The sequence below is a fragment of the Pseudomonas sp. NPDC087336 genome, assembly GCF_044744285.1.
Classification (GTDB): domain Bacteria; phylum Pseudomonadota; class Gammaproteobacteria; order Pseudomonadales; family Pseudomonadaceae; genus Aquipseudomonas.
In genome coordinates this window covers 76,169-94,792 of the sequence record NZ_JBIUYA010000001.1, presented here as the reverse complement: position 1 = coordinate 94,792, position 18,624 = coordinate 76,169, and the positions used below count along the sequence as shown (strand labels likewise).

Below are 18,624 nucleotides of genomic sequence, written 5' to 3'. Positions count from 1 at the left end.
ATATTTCTTGTACAGCACAAAACACTGTGGGAGCGGGCTTGCCCGCGAAGAGGCCATCACATCCAACATCAAAGTTGACTGTCATGGCGCCTTCGCGGGCAGGCCCGCTCCCACAAGGGATCTGCGTCGCTCAGGAGCCCGGATGGCTGCCGGACTCCCTCACTGGCTTACAACTTGATCCAGGTCGCCTTCAGCTCGGTGTACTTGTCGAACGCGTGCAGCGACTTGTCGCGACCGTTGCCGGACTGCTTGAAGCCACCGAACGGCGCCGTCATGTCGCCGCCATCGTACTGGTTGACCCAGACGCTACCGGCACGCAGTGCGCGGGCGGTCAGGTGAGCCTTGGAAATGTCGGCGGTCCACACCGCAGCAGCCAGGCCGTAAGGCGTGTCATTGGCGATGGCGACGGCTTCTTCGGCGTTGTCGAAGGTGATGACCGACAACACTGGCCCGAAGATTTCTTCCTGGGCGATTTTCATCGCGTTGCTCACGCCGTCGAAAATGGTCGGCTCAACGTAGGTGCCGCCCGACTCCTGAAGCGTACGCTTGCCACCGGCCACCAGCTTGGCGCCGTCGGCATGGCCAGACTCGATGTACGACAGCACGGTGTTCATCTGCTGGGTATCGACCAGCGCGCCGACGTTGGTCGCCGGGTCCAGCGGGTTGCCCGGCTTCCAGGCTTTAAGGGCTTCGATCACCAGCGGCAGGAATTTATCCTTGATGGAGCGTTCCACCAGCAGGCGCGAACCAGCGGTGCAGACTTCGCCCTGGTTGAAGGCGATGGCACCGGCAGCGGCTTCGGCAGCCTCTTGCAGGTTTGGCGCATCGGCGAACACGATGTTCGGGCTCTTGCCGCCGGCTTCGAGCCAGACGCGCTTCATGTTCGACTCGCCGGAGTAAATCAGCAGTTGCTTGGCGATCTTGGTCGAACCGGTGAACACCAGGGTGTCGACATCGTTGTGCAGGGCCAGGGCCTTGCCGACGGTGTGACCATAACCCGGCAGCACGTTGAGGACGCCTTTCGGAATACCGGCTTCGACCGCCAGGGCAGCAATGCGGATGGCAGTCAGCGGGGATTTTTCCGATGGCTTGAGGATCACCGAGTTACCGGTGGACAGCGCCGGGCCGAGTTTCCAGCAGGCCATCATCAACGGGAAGTTCCACGGCACGATGGCGCCGACAACGCCGACGGGCTCGCGAGTGACCAGCCCCAGCTGATCGTGCGGGGTAGCCGCCACTTCGTCGTAGATCTTGTCGATGGCTTCGCCGCTCCAGCTCAGGGCTTGCGCCGCGCCGGGAACGTCGATGTACAGGGAGTCGCTGATCGGCTTGCCCATGTCCAGGGTTTCAAGCAGGGCCAGCTCTTCGGCGTGCTGTTTCAGCAGGCCGGCGAAACGAATCATGGTGGCTTTGCGCTTGGTCGGCGCCAGGCGCGACCAGACGCCGGAATTGAAGGTGGTGCGGGCGTTTTCAACAGCGCGCTGGGCATCGGCGGCGTCACAGCTGGCAATCTTGCCCAGCAGGCGGCCATCGACCGGGCTGATGCACTCGAAGGTCTCGGAGGAGACGGCATCGGTGTATTCACCATTGATGTAGGCGCGGCCTTCGATCTTCAGATCGCGAGCGCGTTGTTCCCAGTCGGCACGAGTCAGGGTGGTCATGCGAGTGTCCTCCTCTTATTGAATACGACACCCGCGTTCTTCGCGGGCGCTGTCAGGAATTCTGCCCCGTCAGCCTGCTTACGGCCGAAGGCAACCACCACCCTAAACCAGCGGCAGGTGAAGTTTCAATATATTTGACATAACGCTGGAAAACGACCTTGCGATGTTCATTTTAATAAACATAGACTTTGGCTCTTTCAACCACTCGCGTCGCAATCACGGGGGAATACAACAATGAGCATCCAGAACATCGTCGACTTCAGCCAGGCTACCACTGCCGTCGAACGCTATCGCCCAGACCCGGCGAAAGTCCTCAAGGGCGATCCCGAGCAAGCAGTGTACAACCACTACAACAGCCCCTGCGGCCAATTGAATGCCGGCGTGTGGGAAGGCGCCGTCGGACAGTGGCTGGTGAATTTCACCGAGCATGAATACTGTGAAATCGTGCAGGGCGTTTCTGTGCTGCGCGACAACGACGGCAACAGCAAAACCGTGCGCGCGGGTGATCGCTTCGTGATCCCGGCCGGGTTCCGGGGTACCTGGGAAGTGTTGGAGCCTTGCCGCAAGATCTATGTGGCGTTTGAACAGAAGGCCTGATTTTTTTGCAGGCAACAAAAAAGGCCCGTATCTCGCGATACGGGCCTTTTTCGTAAGTCGGGAAAAATCAATTACTTGATTTTGCCTTCCTTGTAGATCACGTGCTTGCGAACAACCGGATCAAATTTCTTGATCTCGATTTTGTCCGGGGTAGTACGCTTGTTCTTGTCGGTAGTGTAGAAGTGACCAGTACCGGCGCTCGAAATCAAACGAATCAATTCACGCATGATTAGCTCCCTTAGATCTTGCCAGCGGCGCGGATTTCGGCCAGCACGACAGTGATGCCACGCTTGTCGATGATACGCATGCCTTTGGCAGATACGCGCAGACGCACGAAACGTTTCTCTTCTTCAACCCAGAAGCGGTGATGCTGCAGGTTCGGCAGGAAACGACGACGGGTTTTGTTGTTTGCGTGGGAAATGTTATTCCCGGTTACCGGACCCTTACCGGTAACTTGACATACTCTAGACATGCCTCAGCCCTCTAAAACCACATGCCCAACCCGGCATGGGTTGGCCGCTTAATCTCTAGTCATTGTGGCGCCAGGCGCCGCGATTCTTTAGAGGTCTTACCGGCTACACCTACAGTGAAGGAACCGGGCCCCTAGAAAAGAGCGCTGCTTTATACCAGAAAGACTGGAGAGCAACAACATTCGGTGTGCGTTGAATTGATAAAAACCCCATTTTTCAGGCGCCAGGCGCCTTGGATCAAGGCTATCGTCGATTGCGACCGCTCGTCGCAGAGAATCTTCCCTACAGGCCGATCCAGCGTTTTTCCAACCAGCGCTCACCAGAATCGATCGGCTATAGTCCCCTGAAAATGAAAAAGGGGATAGTCATTTACAATCCAGCCCACTAGGGTAAGCCTTTTCCAGACTGCACTTGCAGATGGGCCTTCGATCTGTAAAGGAACCCGACCATGCGCCTCGCTGCCCTACCGCTGTTGCTTGCCCCGCTTCTGCTGGGCCCACAGGCCTACGCCGCCGCCCTGAGCGTCTGCACCGAGGCCAGCCCCGAAGGGTTCGACGTGGTGCAATACAACTCGCTGACCACCACCAACGCCTCGGCCGACGTGCTGATGAACCGCCTGGTGGACTTCGACACGGCCAGCGGCAAAGTGGTCGCCAGCCTCGCGGACAGCTGGGAGGTCACGCCGGATGGCCTGACCTACATCTTCAAGTTGCACCCGCAGGTGAAATTTCATCGCACCGACTATTTCAGCCCAACGCGCGAATTGACTGCCGAGGACGTGAAGTTCAGTTTCGACCGCATGCTCGACCCGGCCAACCCATGGCATAAAGTCGCCCAGAGCGGCTTTCCCCATGCCCAGTCGATGCAATTGCCTGCACTGATCAAGAAGATCGACGCACTGGACCCGCTGACCCTACGCTTTACCCTTGATCACCCGGACTCCACCTTTCTCGCCACCCTGAGCATGGGCTTCGCCTCGATCTATTCGGCCGAGTACGCCGACAAGCTGATGAAAGCCGGCACGCCGGAGAAGCTCAACAGCCAACCAATCGGCACTGGCCCGTTCGTTTTCACGCGCTTCCAGAAGGACGCGACGGTTCGCTACAAAGCCAATGCCGAGTATTTCGGCGGCAAGCCCTCGGTCGACCCGCTGATCTTTGCCATCACCCCTGACGCCAACGTGCGCCTGCAGAAATTGCGCCGCAATGAATGCCAGATCGCCCTGTCGCCCAAGCCCCTGGATGTCCAGGCCGCACTGAAAGAGCCGACGCTGAAAGTCGAAAAGACTGACGCCTTCATGACCGCCTTCGTTGCCATCAACAGCCAGCACCCCCCGCTGGACAAACCTGAAGTGCGCCAGGCGATCAACCTCGCCTTCGACAAGGCCAACTACGTCAAGGCCGTGTTCGAAGACACCGCCGAACCCGCCAACGGCCCCTACCCGCCCAACACCTGGAGCTACGCGAAGTCGTTGCCGGGTTACCCGCACGACATCGAGAAGGCCAAGGCGTTGATGGCCAAGGCAGGGCTCAAGGATGGCTTCCAGACCACGATCTGGACCCGCCCTTCCGGCAGCCTGCTGAACCCCAACCCGAGCCTCGGCGCCCAACTGCTCCAGTCCGATCTGGCGGAAATCGGCATTCAAGCCGAAATCCGCGTGATCGAATGGGGCGAGCTGATTCGCCGCGCCAAGGCCGGCGAACACGACCTGCTGTTCATGGGCTGGGCCGGTGACAACGGCGACCCGGACAACTTCCTCACGCCGCAGTTTTCCTGCGCGGCGGTCAAGTCCGGTACCAACTTTGCCCGCTATTGCAACCAGGACCTGGACAAGTTGATCGGCGCCGGCAAGACCACCGGCGAGCAAGGTGTGCGCACCAAACTCTACGAACAGGCCCAGACGCAGATCCAGCAACAGGCATTGTGGCTGCCCCTGGCGCACCCAACCGCCTTCGCCCTGACCAGCAAGGGTGTCGAGGGTTACTCGGTCAGCCCGTTCGGGCGGCAGGACTACTCGAAGGTCAACATCAAATAATTACCGCTCCTACAGGGGTTCACATCCATCCGTATTCCGCCATCGACAGCGGGTTGCCATCGCCAATGATGAAATGGTCAAGCACCCGCACATCGATCAGGTCCAGCGCCTTTTGCAGGCGTTTGGTCAGCAGCCGGTCGGCCTGGCTGGGGTCAGTGTTGCCCGACGGATGGTTGTGGCAGAGGATCAGTGCCGCCGCATTGTGAGCCAGTGCACGCTTGACCACTTGCCGCGGATGAACGCTGGTGTTGTCGATCGAGCCGCGAAACAGCACCTCAAAAGCCAACACCTGATGCCTGGAGTCGAGAAACAGGCAACCAAACGCCTCGTGGGGCTCATGTCGCAGCATCGATTTGAGGTATTCACGTACCGCCTGCGGATTTTCCAGTGCCGACTTTTCGCGCGCACGCTCGGCCAAATGGCGCCTGCTCATTTCTTGAGCAGCCTGCAACTGCGCGAATTTCGCTGGCCCGAGCCCCAATTGCTTACTGAACGTTTCCTGGTCGGCCTCCAGTAGTAAACGCAGGCTGCCAAACTGATTCAACAGGTGTCGCGCCAGATCTACGGCACTTTTACCCACCACGCCGGTGCGTAAAAATATCGCCAGCAACTCGGCATCCGAAAGACTCCCCGGGCCCTGTTCAAGCAACCTCTCTCGCGGCCGTTCCGACGCCGGCCAATCGCGAATACTCATAGCACCTCCCTGTCTGTGGGCGCCGCTGTTCCGTAGCGGTCGCTGTGATATCGTAGCCCATCTTTTTTGCGGGCGATTTCACTCCTGGGGAGGGGGTATCGCAACGCAGTCATCAACGAAAATGAAAGGCAGGCCTATGCAGCGGCTGTATCGGAAACGCATTGTTCTGGGCGTGGGCGGCGGTATTGCTGCCTACAAGAGCGCCGACCTGGTTCGCCGCCTGATCGATCAGGGCGCCGAAGTGCGCGTGGTCATGACCCGTGGCGGCGCCGAGTTCATAACCCCGCTGACCATGCAGGCCCTGTCCGGGCATCCGGTTCACCTGGACCTGCTGGACCCGGCGGCCGAAGCGGCGATGGGCCACATCGAACTGGCCAAATGGGCCGATCTGGTGCTGATCGCACCTGCCACCGCAGATTTGATCGCGCGCCTGGCTCAGGGCATTGCCGATGACCTGCTGACCACGCTGGTGCTGGCCACCGACGCAGTGGTTGCCGTCGCTCCGGCGATGAACCAGGCCATGTGGCGCGACCCGGCCACCCAGGCCAACCTGCAAACCCTCGAAAGCCGCAGCATCAAGGCTTTCGGCCCGGCCTCCGGCAGCCAGGCCTGCGGCGACGTCGGCCTGGGGCGCATGCTCGAAGCCACGGAGCTGGCTCAATGTGCGGCAGATTGCTTCCAGCGTCAGGCACTGACCGGCAAACACGTGCTGATCACCGCCGGCCCGACCCAGGAAAACATTGACCCGGTGCGCTACATCACGAACCACAGCTCCGGAAAAATGGGCTTTGCCCTGGCCGAAGCGGCGGTTGAAGCCGGCGCCCGCGTCACCCTGATCACGGGTCCTGTGCATCTGCCGACCCCGGACCGCGTTACGCGCATAGACGTCGTCAGCGCCCGCGACATGCTCGCCGCATGCGAAGCCGCGATTCCTTGCGACCTGTTTATCGCCTCGGCAGCGGTCGCGGATTACCGCCCGGAAGTCGTAGCACCACAGAAACTCAAGAAAGATCCTACGAACGGCGACGGCTTGTTGCTACAAATGGTGCGCAACCCGGACATCCTGGCCAGCATCGCCACACGCCCCGATCGTCCGTTCAGTGTCGGTTTCGCCGCCGAAACCGAACACCTGCTCGATTACGCTGCCCGCAAGCTGAAAGACAAGAACCTCGATTTGATCGTCGCCAACGACGTCGCCAACCCGAGCATTGGCTTCAACAGCGAAGAAAACGCCTGCAGCGTGATCGACCGTGAACTTCACGCCACACTCTTCGCCCAGACCAGCAAGAGCAAGATTGCTCGCCAGCTGATCACTTTTATCGCCGAACGTCTGAACCAGGTTTAATTTACATGCACGCTTTGCAAGCCAAGATCCTCGACCCCCGCATCGGTACCGAATTCCCGCTGCCTCAGTACGCCACGCCAGGCTCCGCCGGCCTCGACCTGCGCGCCATGCTGGAACAGGACATCGTGATCAAGCCGGGTGAAACGGTACTGATCCCCACTGGCCTGTCGATCTACATCGGCGACCCCAACCTGGCGGCGCTGATCTTGCCGCGCTCCGGCCTGGGCCATAAACACGGCATCGTGCTGGGTAACCTGGTCGGGCTGATTGACTCCGACTACCAGGGACCGCTGATGGTCTCTTGCTGGAACCGTGGCCAGACCGACTTCACCATGGCCGTCGGCGAGCGCCTGGCGCAACTGGTGCTGGTGCCGGTGGTGCAGGCGCATTTCGAGATGGTTGAAGAGTTCGTCGAAACCCAGCGTGGTACCGGCGGTTTCGGTCATTCCGGCAGCCACTAATTCACTCTCTATGAGCCTGATATCAAGGGATTGAGCGGGCAAAACACCGCTCGCGTCGCTGGCATGGCCTTTTCGCACCACGAACTCTGCGCGAAAAACGCCGTCATACCTTTCAGTTTGAACCTGCCGACGAGTCATTCGCAGGCAGGTCCAGCCACTTTCAATATGGAGCATTTCCCCAGATGAGCACCCCAGTGCGCGTTGCCCCCAAGTTCCCCGACAGCATTTTCCGCGCCTATGACATACGCGGCACCGTCCCGGAATTTCTCAACGCCGAAACCGCTTACTGGCTCGGTCGCGCCATCGGTGCCCAGAGTCTGGCCCAGGATGAACCCAATGTGTCCGTTGGCCGTGACGGTCGCCTGTCCGGCCCGGAGCTGGTTGAACAGTTGATCCAAGGCCTGGCCGACAGCGGCTGCCACGTCAGCGATGTCGGCCTGGTGCCAACGCCAGCGCTGTACTACGCCGCCAACGTACTGGCCGGCAAATCCGGCGTGATGCTCACCGGCAGCCACAACCCGTCGAACTACAACGGTTTCAAGATCGTCATTGCCGGCGACACCCTGGCCAACGAACAGATCCAGGCCCTGCATGACCGCCTCAAGAACAACGACCTGAGCAGCGGCAAGGGCAGCATCACCAAGGTCGAGATCCTCGACCGCTACAACACTGAAATCGTTCAGGACATCAAACTCGCCCGCCGTCTGAAAGTCGTGGTCGATTGCGGCAACGGCGCGGCCGGTGTGATTGCCCCACAACTGATCGAAGCCCTGAACTGCGAAGTCATCCCGTTATTCTGCGACGTAGACGGCAATTTCCCCAACCACCACCCGGATCCGGGCAAGCTGGAAAACCTGGAAGACCTGATTGCCAAGGTCAAGGAAACCAATGCTGACCTGGGCCTGGCCTTCGACGGCGACGGCGATCGCGTGGGCGTGGTCACCAACACCGGCAGCGTCGTGTTCCCGGACCGCCTGCTGATGCTGTTCGCCAAGGATGTGGTAGCACGCAACCCCGACGCGGAAATCATCTTCGACGTCAAATGTACCCGCCGCCTGATTCCGCTGATCAAGCAATACGGCGGTCGTCCGCTGATGTGGAAGACAGGCCACTCGCTGATCAAAAAGAAAATGAAACAATCCGGCGCCCTGTTGGCCGGCGAAATGAGCGGACACATCTTCTTCAAGGAGCGCTGGTTCGGTTTCGACGACGGCATCTACAGCGCCGCACGCTTGCTGGAGATCCTCAGCAAGGAAAAATCCACCGCCGAAGAGTTGTTCGCGACCTTCCCGAACGATATTTCTACGCCGGAAATCAATATCCATGTGACCGAAGAGAGCAAATTCAGCATCATTGATGCATTGCACGACGCGAAGTGGGGTGAAGGCGCCGACCTGACCACTATTGACGGCGTGCGAGTCGACTATGCCAAAGGCTGGGGCCTGGTTCGCGCCTCCAACACCACACCGGTGCTGGTCCTGCGTTTCGAGGCCGATGACGAGGCTGAATTGCAACGCATCAAGGACGTTTTCCACGTCCAGTTGAAGCGTGTTGCACCTGATCTCCAACTACCGTTCTGATTCACCCGGAGCCCTGAATGACCCTCGAACGCGAAGCCGCCGCCAACACCGCCAAGGTCCTGTCCGAAGCGCTGCCTTACATTCGCCGCTATGTCGGCAAGACACTGGTGATCAAATACGGCGGCAACGCGATGGAAAGCGAGGAGCTGAAAACCGGCTTCGCCCGCGACATCGTGTTGATGAAGGCCGTGGGTATCAACCCGGTCGTGGTTCACGGCGGCGGCCCGCAAATCGGTGACCTGCTCAAGCGCCTGTCGATCGAGAGCCACTTCGTCGACGGCATGCGCGTTACCGATGCCGCGACCATGGACGTGGTCGAGATGGTCCTCGGTGGCCAGGTCAACAAGGACATCGTCAACCTGATCAACCGTCACGGCGGCAGCGCCATCGGCCTGACCGGCAAGGACGCCGAGCTGATTCGTGCGAAGAAACTCACCGTCACCCGCCAGACGCCAGAGATGACCACCCCGGAAATTATCGACATCGGCCATGTCGGCGAAGTAGTCGGCATCAACACCGATCTGCTGAACCTGCTGGTCAAAGGTGATTTCATCCCAGTGATCGCGCCAATCGGCGTTGGCGCCAATGGCGAGTCGTACAACATCAACGCCGACCTGGTGGCCGGCAAGGTGGCCGAGGCGTTGAAAGCCGAGAAGCTGATGTTGCTGACCAACATTGCGGGCCTGATGGACAAGTCGGGCACGGTCCTGACTGGCTTGACCACGCAGCAGGTCGATGACCTCATTGCCGACGGCACCATCTATGGCGGCATGCTGCCAAAGATCCGTTGCGCACTGGAAGCGGTCCAGGGCGGCGTGGGCAGCTCGCTGATCATTGATGGCCGGGTTCCGAATGCGATTCTGCTGGAGATCTTCACCGATACCGGTGTGGGCACCTTGATCAGCAATCGCAAGCGTCCATAAGCAACAGCGCAAACCAAAAGACCCCGCTCAGCCAGGCTGAGCGGGGTCTTTTTTTTGCCTGCGCGTTCCCTTGCAGGAGCGAGCGGGCGGCGTTCCTACAGGCCCGTATTATGAGACGCCGAATTGGGCGCGGTACGCTTCCACGGCTGGCAGGTGTTGCTTGAGCTGCGGATCATCAGCCAGGAATTCCAGCACCTGGTTCAGCGAAACAATGCTGATCACCGGAATACCGAAATCACGCTCCACTTCCTGGATCGCCGACAACTCACCGTTGCCACGCTCCTGACGGTTCAGGGCGATCAGCACGCCGGCTGCCTTGGCGCCGTCCTGGGAGGCGATGATCTGCATCACTTCACGGATCGCGGTGCCAGCGGTAATCACATCGTCGATAATCAGCACATCGCCGGTCAGCGGAGCGCCGACCAGGCTACCGCCTTCACCGTGAGCCTTGGCTTCCTTGCGATTAAAGCACCATGGCAGGTCACGACCATGATGCTCGGCCAATGCCACTGCAGTGGTCGCCGCCAAAGGGATCCCTTTGTAGGCCGGGCCGAACAGGACATCGAAGGCAATTCCGCTTTCGGCAATGGCTGCGGCGTAGAAACGACCCAGCTGCGCCAGGGCCGAACCCGAGTTGAACAGGCCCGCATTGAAGAAGTAAGGACTGGTGCGCCCGGACTTCAGGGTGAACTCACCGAAGCGCAAAACGCCGCGATCGATGGCAAAACGAATGAAATCGCGCTGATACGCTTGCATGAAAAAAACCCCAAATACCACGGATTTAGCTAATTAGGTTGACGCCGTGTATCATACACGCACGCGATTTTTGGGGCCATTTATGCGGATCATCAGTGTGAACGTCAATGGTATTCAGGCTGCAGTCGAGCGAGGTTTGCTCAGTTGGCTGCAGGCACAGAATGCCGACGTCATCTGCCTGCAGGACACCCGTGCCTCCGCCTTTGAACTGGACGATCCAGCCTTCCAACTGGATGGATACTTCCTTTATGCCTGCGACGCCGAAGTTCCCGCCCAAGGCGGCGTGGCTTTGTACTCGCGGTTGCAACCGAAGGCTGTCATCAGTGGTCTCGGTTTCGAGACGGCCGACCGCTACGGGCGCTACCTGCAAGCAGATTTCGACAAAGTCAGTATTGCAACCCTGCTGCTTCCTTCCGGGATGAACGGCGATGAGGACTTGAACCAGAAGTTCAAGCTCATGGACGACTTCGCCAAATACCTGGACAAGCAGCGGCGCAAACGCCGCGAGTACATTTATTGTGGCTCGCTGTATGTGGCGCAACAGAAGCTGGACATCAAGAACTGGCGCGATAGCCAGCAATCTCCGGGTTTCCTGGCGCCTGAACGTGCCTGGATGGACGAGATTGTCGGCAACATGGGCTATGTCGACGCCCTGCGCGAAGTCAGCCGCGAAGGCGACCAGTACAGTTGGTGGCCGGATAACGAACAGGCCGAAATGCTCAACCTCGGCTGGCGTTTCGATTACCAGATCCTGACTCCGGGCCTGCGCCGCTTCGTACGCAGCGCGCGCCTGCCACGTCAGCCACGGTTCTCGCAACACGCGCCGCTGATCGTGGACTACGACTGGACGCTGACCATCTGAGTGATCTTCACTGAGCAGTCTGATAGGCGGTTAAAAAAATGCCCGTATCGCAAGATACGGGCATTTTTTATACGCTCTATTCAGGAGTGCCCGCTGATCCGAGCCTCAAGCCGCGGCAAAAAACGGTAGGGCCAGGTACAACTTGATCACGATGACATTGATGATGTCGATGAAGAAAGCGCCCACCATTGGCACCACCAGGAACGCTATCTGCGAAGGCCCGTAACGCTGTGTCACCGCTTGCATGTTGGCGATGGCCGTTGGCGTGGCACCCAGTCCAAAACCGCAATGCCCCGCCGCCAGTACTGCCGCATCATAATTACAGCCCATGACTCTGAACGTCACAAAAATCGCGAACAGCGCCATGACCAACGTTTGCACAGCCAGAATGATAAAGATCGGCAAAGCCAGCGATGCCAGATCCCACAGCTTGAGCGACATCAGGGCAATTGCCAGGAACAGCGACAAGCTTACATTCCCCAGTACCGAAACTTCGCGCTCAAACACCTGATACAAGCCAAGTGCCGAAAGCCCGTTGCGCAGAACAACACCGACGAACAACACACAAACGAAAGTCGGCAACTCGAATGCACTGCCGAGCAACAGCCCATTGAGAAGATTACCTGCCAGCAAGCTGACGGCGATCAGCGCGAGAGTCTCGATAAACGAGAAGGGCGTGATCGAGCGTTCCTTGTTCGGTTGTTCAAAGCCCTTTGGCGCGCGCGGCCTCGTTTGCTCAACGCAACCGGGTACCTGTACTCGCTTGATCAGCAAGCGGGCGACCGGCCCACCAATCAGACCGCCCAGCACCAGGCCGAAGGTCGCAGAGGCCATCGCAAGCTCGGAAGCCGAAGCCAGGCCGTATTTCTCGCTGAATGTCGCGCTCCAGGCAGCGCCTGTGCCGTGACCGCCTGCCAGGGTCACCGAGCCTGTCAGCAGGCCCATCAGAGGATCAAGCCCCAGCAGACTGGCAAGACCGATACCCATGGCATTCTGGACCAGCAGAAGCCCGGTGACCGCAAGAATGAAAATCCCCACGACGCGCCCGCCCTTCTTCAGGCTGGCGAAGTCGGCGCTCAAGCCAATGGTGGCGAAAAACGCCAGCATCAAGGGGGTCTGCAACGAAGTGTCGAACCGGACTTGAACATCGAAGCTGCGCAAGGCCAGGAGAACCAAGGCAACCACCAGGCCACCCGCTACAGGTTCGGGAATATTGTAGGCGCGTAAAAAACCGACACGTGTGACAAGCCCGCGACCCAATAACAGTACCAGGGAGGCGGCGACCAATGTTCCATAAAAATCGAGCTGAATCATTTTTCACTTATTCTTGGATATATATTCAGGGGCGAACTTTTTACCTGGACACGCCTCTTGAACAGGTTGAATTCTTCAACACTGATTGATGGTGGATTCAAGGACCTTCAATGGTTTGAATATATCAAAATATTTCTTGAAATATTTCGTGAGGGCAACTTTATCAATCACCCTGACTTATTGCCAAGCATAAGTGCAACATCGACACTTTACAGTTGTGACTAAAAATGTATTAACTCAGCAGTACTTGCCATAATAGTTGTTACAACCAGAAAATATAAATTACAACTTGAAACATTATTTGATGCAACAAACGAAAATGCCCCGAATTATCGGGGCATTTGCTTATTACCTTGGGCTGCCGCTGCTTCTGCTTTACTTCTGTGGGTGCGAGCGGGCTCGCTACAAGTGAAAATTGAACGTTACTTGATCAATCGCCAGGTAAACGGGTACCGATAAGGAAACCCTTCATTGGCTTTCACCCCGGCAATAATCGCCAGCACCAGCGCACCTATCGCCACCAGTCCGAACAGGAAGAACCCGATGATCACCACCATCAGCAGGAAGCAGATGGCGGAGGCAATGGCGACGGTAATCTGGAAGTTCAGTGCCTCCTTGCCCTGGGCGTCGATGAACGGGTCCATCTCGCGCTTCAATTGCCAGAGAATCAGCGGACCAATCAGCGTGCCGAACGGAATCCAGATCCCCAACAAGGCGGACAGGTGACAGAACATCGCCCACTGACGCACCTCCTGGCTCGGCGTGGGCAGCGGCAGTTGTTCGTCACTCATGGTGGTGTCCTCCTTGCCTGGAGCGGCCGGTCAGTCGGCCAATGCAGCCTTTTGCAACTCGAAGATCTCGTTCATGCCTTTTTTCGCCAGCTCCAGCATCGCGTTCAACTCTTCAGGCTGGAACGGCGCGCCTTCGGCAGTACCTTGAACTTCAATGAAGCCGCCAGCACTGGTCATCACCACGTTCAAGTCGGTCTCGGCGGCCGAGTCTTCCAGGTAGTCGAGGTCGAGCACAGGCTCGCCCTTGTACATGCCCACCGAAACAGCAGCGATCATCTGCTTGACCGGGTCGCCACCTTTCAGGCCGCCACGCTTCTTGATCACCTTCAAGGCATCGATCAGCGCGACCATAGAACCGGTGATCGACGCCGTACGGGTGCCACCGTCTGCCTGGATCACGTCGCAGTCGACGTACAGGGTGACGTCGCCCAGCTTAGTCATGTCCAGCGCAGCGCGCAGAGAACGGCCGATCAGGCGCTGGATTTCAAGCGTACGGCCGCCTTGCTTGCCACGGCTGGCTTCACGCTGGTTACGCTCGCCGGTGGCACGTGGCAGCATGCCGTACTCGGCGGTCAGCCAGCCCTGGCCCTGGCCTTTCAGGAAACGCGGTACGCCCGGTTCAACGCTAACGGTGCAGATGACCTTGGTATCACCGAACTCGACCAGCACAGAACCCTCGGCGTGTTTGGTGTAGTTGCGGGTGATGCGGATCGAGCGGAGCTGATCGGCAGCGCGACCACTTGGACGTATCATAGGGAATACCTGTACTGGGGACGGAAAACTGCGGAGCATTATAGAGCCGACGACCGCCACTGGGCACTTCTAAAAAATTTGCCGACGACCGAAGGCTCTGCACTGCACGCCGGCGCAGGCCTGCCGCTCTTTGTCACACCCTGTGTTTGGGCGCATCCGCGCCACTGCGCTACAATCCTGCGCCTTTGCTGCCAGTCGGCTTTAATTCATTGATATCGGATTCCCGGAACCACGGTTCTGCGCCGATCTGCCTTGCGAGGTACCGCCATGGTGCACAGCATGACCGCCTTCGCCCGCGTCGAAAAAGCCGGCGTCCAGGGCACCCTGAGCTGGGAACTGCGGTCGGTCAACAGCCGCTACCTGGAACCCCACCTGCGCCTGCCGGAGTCCTTTCGCGACCTCGAAGGTGCGGTACGTGAAGCCCTGCGCCAAGGCGTATCGCGGGGCAAGCTCGAATGCACCCTGCGCTTCACCGAAGAAAACACCGGCAAAGCGCTGCAGATCGATCAGGTGCGCGCCGCGCAACTAGTCGCCGCCGCCGAGACCATCGCCAACCTGATCAAGAACCCGGCAGCGCTGAACCCACTGGAAGTTCTGGCCTGGCCCGGCGTACTGGTTGGCGACGCCACCGACCCGCAAGCCTTGAACGCCGAAGCGCTGGCACTGTTCAACCAGGGCCTCAAGGAGCTCAAGGCCGGCCGTGAGCGCGAAGGCGCGGAACTGGCACGGTTGATCAACGACCGCCTGACGTCCATTGAAGAAGACGTGGTGACCCTGCGCGAGCTGGTTCCGCAGATGCTCGCCACCCAGCGCCAGAAAGTGCTCGACCGCTTCGCCGACATGAAGGCCGAAATGGACCCGCAGCGCCTGGAGCAGGAAATGGTCATGCTCGCGCAAAAAAGCGACGTCGCCGAAGAACTGGATCGCCTGAGCACCCACATTATCGAAGTTCGCCGGGTACTCAAGTCCGGCGGTGCCGCCGGGCGGCGCCTCGACTTCCTGATGCAGGAGCTCAACCGCGAAGCCAACACACTGGGCTCCAAAGCCTTCGACCCGCGCAGCACCCAGGCGGCGGTCAACCTCAAGGTGTTGATCGAGCAGATGCGCGAACAAGTGCAGAATATTGAGTAAGGCAAACCCCATGACCCACAGCACCGGCACCCTCTACATCATTTCCGCGCCTTCTGGCGCCGGCAAGACCAGCCTGGTCAAGGCCTTGATCGACGCCCAGCCGCAGATCCAGGTTTCCGTTTCCCACACCACCCGTGCCATGCGTCCGGGCGAAGTGGACGGCGTGAACTACAACTTCGTCTCGCGCGAAGAGTTCGTGAAGATGATCGAGCACGGCGATTTCCTTGAGCGCGCCGAAGTGTTCGGCAATCTCTACGGCACCTCGCAGAGCCACCTGCAGCAGACGCTGGACGAAGGCCACGACCTGATCCTGGAAATCGACTGGCAAGGCGCCGAGCAGGTGCGCAAGCTGATGCCCCAGGCACGTTCGATCTTCATCCTGCCGCCGAGCCAGGAGGCCCTGCGCCAGCGCCTGGACAACCGCGGCCAGGACAGCAACGAGATCATCGAAGGCCGTATGCGTGAAGCCGTCAGCGAAATGAGCCACTACGTCGACTACGACTACCTGATCATCAACGACGATTTTGCCCACGCGCTGGACGACCTGAAGGCGATTTTCCGCGCCAATCAGCTGCAACAGAAACGCCAGCAGCAACGTTTTGGCAAATTACTGGCTGAATTGCTCGGCTAAAGAGCTCTTCCCAAAACAGCTGCAAGGGCTTTACATTGGCACTTGCAGCGCGTTGAAGGGCTTGGTCAAAAAATCAGCGCTTCCCTAATCGCTGGTGTTTTTTTAAACTGTTGAGTCCGCTCGCCCATCCGGGCAGCGCGCATATTGCATTTGCTACGAGGAAGACCATGGCCCGCGTAACCGTTGAAGACTGCCTAGAACACGTGGATAACCGCTTTGAGCTGGTCATGCTCTCTACCAAGCGTGCCCGTCAACTGGCCACCGGCGGCAAAGAGCCGAAAGTAGCATGGGAAAACGACAAGCCTACCGTCGTCGCCCTGCGTGAAATCGCTGAAGGCCTGATCGACTACGCAGCTATCGCCGAAGCCGAAATCGTTGAAGATGAACCGCTTTTCGCTGCATTCGAGGACGAGTCCAACGAGGCCGTCTAAGCCTATGCCTGGTCGACGTAGCACGGCGCGGGAACACAGCTTGCGGCAGGAGTCATCATGCCGAGCATAGACGCCCTCGCCGATCGCTTATCGACCTACCTCGGCAAAGACCAGGTTAACCTGGTCCGCCGAGCGTATTTCTACGCCGAACAAGCCCACGACGGCCAACGCCGCCGTAGCGGCGAGGCGTACGTCACGCATCCACTCGCGGTGGCGAATATTCTTGCAGACATGCACATGGACCATCAGAGCCTGATGGCGGCCATGCTGCATGACGTCATCGAAGACACCGGCATTGCCAAGGAAGCGCTGCAAGCGCAATTTGGCGAAACCGTGGCCGAACTGGTCGACGGGGTCAGCAAACTGACCCAGATGAACTTCGAGACCAAGGCCGAAGCCCAGGCTGAAAACTTCCAGAAGATGGCCATGGCCATGGCCCGCGACATTCGCGTGATCCTGGTCAAGCTGGCCGACCGCCTGCACAACATGCGCACGCTGGAAGTGCTGTCCGGGGAAAAACGCCGGCGCATCGCCAAGGAAACCCTGGAAATCTATGCACCCATCGCCAACCGGCTGGGCATGCACGCCATCCGCATAGAATTCGAAGACCTCGGATTCAAGGCCATGCACCCGATGCGTTCCGCGCGAATCTACCAGGCGGTCAAGCGCGCCCGGGGCAACCGCAAGGAAATCGTCAACAAGATCGAAGAATCCCTCAGCCACTGCCTGGCCATCGACGGCATCCAGGGCGAGGTCAGCGGTCGGCAGAAACACCTCTACGGCATCTACAAGAAGATGCGCGGCAAACGTCGAGCCTTCAACGAGATCATGGACGTCTACGCGTTCCGGATCATCGTCGACAAGGTCGATACCTGCTACCGCGTGCTGGGTGCTGTGCATAACTTGTATAAACCACTGCCGGGGCGCTTCAAGGATTACATCGCGATCCCCAAGGCCAACGGCTATCAGTCGCTGCACACCACGCTGTTCGGCATGCACGGTGTTCCGATCGAGATCCAGATCCGCACCCGTGAAATGGAAGAGATGGCCAACAACGGCATTGCCGCCCATTGGCTATACAAATCCAGCGGCGACGAGCAGCCAAAAGGCACGCACGCCCGTGCCCGCCAGTGGGTCAAAGGCGTGCTGGAAATGCAGCAACGGGCCGGCAACTCGCTGGAATTCATCGAAAGCGTGAAGATCGACCTGTTCCCGGACGAGGTCTACGTGTTCACGCCCAAAGGCCGGATCATGGAGCTGCCCAAGGGCTCCACGGCGGTCGACTTCGCCTACGCGGTGCACACCGACGTCGGCAACAGCTGCATTGCCTGCCGGATCAACCGTCGTCTCGCACCGCTGTCCGAACCGTTGCAAAGCGGCTCCACGGTTGAGATCGTCAGCGCTCCGGGCGCACGGCCGAACCCGGCGTGGCTCAACTTCGTGGTCACCGGCAAGGCGCGCACCCATATCCGCCATGCGCTGAAACTGCAACGCCGCTCCGAATCCATCAGCCTGGGCGAACGCCTGCTGAACAAGGTGCTCAACGGTTTCGACAGTTCGCTGGAAAAAATCCCGGCCGAACGCGTCAAGGCGATGCTCGCCGAGTATCGCCTCGAACTGATTGAGGACTTGCTGGAAGACATCGGCCTGGGCAATCGCATGGCCTACGTCGTCGCCCGACGCCTGCTTGGCGAAGGCGAGCAGTTACCCAGCCCCGAAGGTCCGTTGGCGATCCGCGGCACCGAAGGTCTGGTCCTCAGCTATGCCAAGTGCTGCACACCGATCCCGGGCGACCCGATTGTCGGCCACCTGTCCGCAGGCAAAGGCATGGTCGTGCACCTGGACAACTGCCGCAATATCAGCGAAATCCGCCACAACCCGGAAAAATGCATCCAGCTCTCGTGGGCCAAGGATGTCACCGGCGAATTCAACGTCGAACTGCGCGTCGAGCTGGAACACCAGCGCGGCCTGATCGCCCTGCTTGCCAGCAGCGTCAACGCGGCCGACGGCAACATCGAAAAAATCAGCATGGATGAACGCGATGGTCGCATCAGCGTGGTCCAACTGGTGGTCAGCGTGCACGACCGTGTGCACCTGGCCCGCGTGATCAAGAAACTGCGCGCCCTGACCGGGGTGATCCGTATCACCCGCATGCGCGCGTAGCCACCCATCCATTACAAGGAGTCATT

Annotated in this window: 18 protein-coding genes and 1 pseudogene; 11 read left to right on the top strand and 8 right to left on the bottom strand. The window is 59.2% G+C overall.

From position 1 onward, the window contains the following. Positions 1 to 167 precede the first annotated feature (167 nt). Entirely contained in the window at positions 168 to 1,661 is a 1,494-nt protein-coding gene (locus tag ACIO0C_RS00440) for an aldehyde dehydrogenase (protein ID WP_401306490.1), read from the bottom strand. A gap of 234 nt (positions 1,662 to 1,895) precedes the next feature. On the opposite strand from ACIO0C_RS00440, the gene ACIO0C_RS00435 reads away from it, so the two are divergent. Beyond that, complete coding sequence (locus ACIO0C_RS00435; protein ID WP_008054608.1) at positions 1,896 to 2,258, top strand: cupin domain-containing protein; 363 nt, start codon at positions 1,896 to 1,898, stop codon at positions 2,256 to 2,258. Between the two features lie 71 nt (positions 2,259 to 2,329). Here ACIO0C_RS00435 and rpmG read toward each other — a convergent pair whose 3' ends face one another. Beyond that, positions 2,330 to 2,485 (bottom strand): 50S ribosomal protein L33, encoded by a 156-nt coding sequence (rpmG, locus tag ACIO0C_RS00430; protein WP_007894709.1) that lies wholly within the window; start codon positions 2,483 to 2,485, stop codon positions 2,330 to 2,332. Positions 2,486 to 2,496: 11 nt separating this feature from the next. Continuing rightward, positions 2,497 to 2,730 (bottom strand): 50S ribosomal protein L28, encoded by a 234-nt coding sequence (gene rpmB, locus ACIO0C_RS00425; protein WP_003176907.1) that lies wholly within the window; start codon positions 2,728 to 2,730, stop codon positions 2,497 to 2,499. 446 nt (positions 2,731 to 3,176) lie between these two features. Between rpmB and ACIO0C_RS00420 the strand changes: the two genes are divergently transcribed. Then, positions 3,177 to 4,763, top strand: coding sequence for an ABC transporter substrate-binding protein (locus tag ACIO0C_RS00420; RefSeq protein ID WP_401306486.1), 1,587 nt, complete (start codon positions 3,177 to 3,179; stop codon positions 4,761 to 4,763). Positions 4,764 to 4,782: 19 nt separating this feature from the next. Here ACIO0C_RS00420 and radC read toward each other — a convergent pair whose 3' ends face one another. Continuing rightward, complete coding sequence (gene radC / locus ACIO0C_RS00415) at positions 4,783 to 5,457, bottom strand: DNA repair protein RadC (protein ID WP_401306484.1); 675 nt, start codon at positions 5,455 to 5,457, stop codon at positions 4,783 to 4,785. Positions 5,458 to 5,593: 136 nt separating this feature from the next. Between radC and coaBC the strand changes: the two genes are divergently transcribed. From coaBC to argB, 4 genes and pseudogenes are all read left to right on the top strand, one after another. After that, entirely contained in the window at positions 5,594 to 6,802 is a 1,209-nt protein-coding gene (gene coaBC, locus ACIO0C_RS00410; RefSeq protein WP_401306481.1) for a bifunctional phosphopantothenoylcysteine decarboxylase/phosphopantothenate--cysteine ligase CoaBC, read from the top strand. A 5-nt stretch (positions 6,803 to 6,807) separates the two neighbouring features. Beyond that, positions 6,808 to 7,263 (top strand): dUTP diphosphatase, encoded by a 456-nt coding sequence (gene dut / locus ACIO0C_RS00405; RefSeq protein ID WP_008054604.1) that lies wholly within the window; start codon positions 6,808 to 6,810, stop codon positions 7,261 to 7,263. A 176-nt stretch (positions 7,264 to 7,439) separates the two neighbouring features. Then, positions 7,440 to 8,843, top strand: a pseudogene (locus ACIO0C_RS00400) (phosphomannomutase/phosphoglucomutase); the annotation flags it as partial. A gap of 17 nt (positions 8,844 to 8,860) precedes the next feature. Continuing rightward, a complete protein-coding gene (gene argB / locus ACIO0C_RS00395) occupies positions 8,861 to 9,766 on the top strand; it encodes an acetylglutamate kinase (RefSeq protein ID WP_008047078.1) in 906 nt (301 codons plus the stop codon). Positions 9,767 to 9,874: 108 nt separating this feature from the next. On the opposite strand, the gene pyrE is transcribed toward argB, so the two are convergent. Beyond that, on the bottom strand, positions 9,875 to 10,522 hold the full coding sequence (gene pyrE, locus ACIO0C_RS00390) for an orotate phosphoribosyltransferase (RefSeq protein WP_401306477.1): 648 nt from the start codon (positions 10,520 to 10,522) through the stop codon (positions 9,875 to 9,877). Between the two features lie 82 nt (positions 10,523 to 10,604). On the opposite strand from pyrE, the gene ACIO0C_RS00385 reads away from it, so the two are divergent. Beyond that, a complete protein-coding gene (locus ACIO0C_RS00385) occupies positions 10,605 to 11,384 on the top strand; it encodes an exodeoxyribonuclease III (RefSeq protein WP_008062840.1) in 780 nt (259 codons plus the stop codon). A gap of 105 nt (positions 11,385 to 11,489) precedes the next feature. Here ACIO0C_RS00385 and gltS read toward each other — a convergent pair whose 3' ends face one another. The 3 genes from gltS to rph form a co-directional block, all read right to left on the bottom strand. After that, positions 11,490 to 12,698 carry a sodium/glutamate symporter gene (gene gltS / locus ACIO0C_RS00380; protein ID WP_401306475.1) on the bottom strand — a complete coding sequence of 403 codons (1,209 nt, stop codon included), beginning with the start codon at positions 12,696 to 12,698 and terminating at the stop codon, positions 11,490 to 11,492. Positions 12,699 to 13,120: 422 nt separating this feature from the next. Continuing rightward, positions 13,121 to 13,489 carry a DUF4870 domain-containing protein gene (locus ACIO0C_RS00375; RefSeq protein WP_401306473.1) on the bottom strand — a complete coding sequence of 123 codons (369 nt, stop codon included), beginning with the start codon at positions 13,487 to 13,489 and terminating at the stop codon, positions 13,121 to 13,123. A 30-nt stretch (positions 13,490 to 13,519) separates the two neighbouring features. Next, positions 13,520 to 14,242 carry a ribonuclease PH gene (gene rph, locus ACIO0C_RS00370; protein WP_007975179.1) on the bottom strand — a complete coding sequence of 241 codons (723 nt, stop codon included), beginning with the start codon at positions 14,240 to 14,242 and terminating at the stop codon, positions 13,520 to 13,522. 267 nt (positions 14,243 to 14,509) lie between these two features. On the opposite strand from rph, the gene ACIO0C_RS00365 reads away from it, so the two are divergent. The 4 genes from ACIO0C_RS00365 to spoT all read left to right on the top strand — a co-directional run bounded on the left by ACIO0C_RS00365 (position 14,510) and on the right by spoT (position 18,598). Further along, a complete protein-coding gene (locus tag ACIO0C_RS00365; RefSeq protein WP_401306469.1) occupies positions 14,510 to 15,373 on the top strand; it encodes a YicC/YloC family endoribonuclease in 864 nt (287 codons plus the stop codon). 10 nt (positions 15,374 to 15,383) lie between these two features. After that, complete coding sequence (gmk, locus tag ACIO0C_RS00360) at positions 15,384 to 16,004, top strand: guanylate kinase (protein ID WP_008062825.1); 621 nt, start codon at positions 15,384 to 15,386, stop codon at positions 16,002 to 16,004. A 167-nt stretch (positions 16,005 to 16,171) separates the two neighbouring features. Further along, on the top strand, positions 16,172 to 16,435 hold the full coding sequence (gene rpoZ / locus ACIO0C_RS00355; RefSeq protein WP_007921129.1) for a DNA-directed RNA polymerase subunit omega: 264 nt from the start codon (positions 16,172 to 16,174) through the stop codon (positions 16,433 to 16,435). A 57-nt stretch (positions 16,436 to 16,492) separates the two neighbouring features. Further along, positions 16,493 to 18,598, top strand: coding sequence for a bifunctional GTP diphosphokinase/guanosine-3',5'-bis pyrophosphate 3'-pyrophosphohydrolase (spoT, locus tag ACIO0C_RS00350; RefSeq protein ID WP_008062824.1), 2,106 nt, complete (start codon positions 16,493 to 16,495; stop codon positions 18,596 to 18,598). Positions 18,599 to 18,624: the final 26 nt, after the last annotated feature.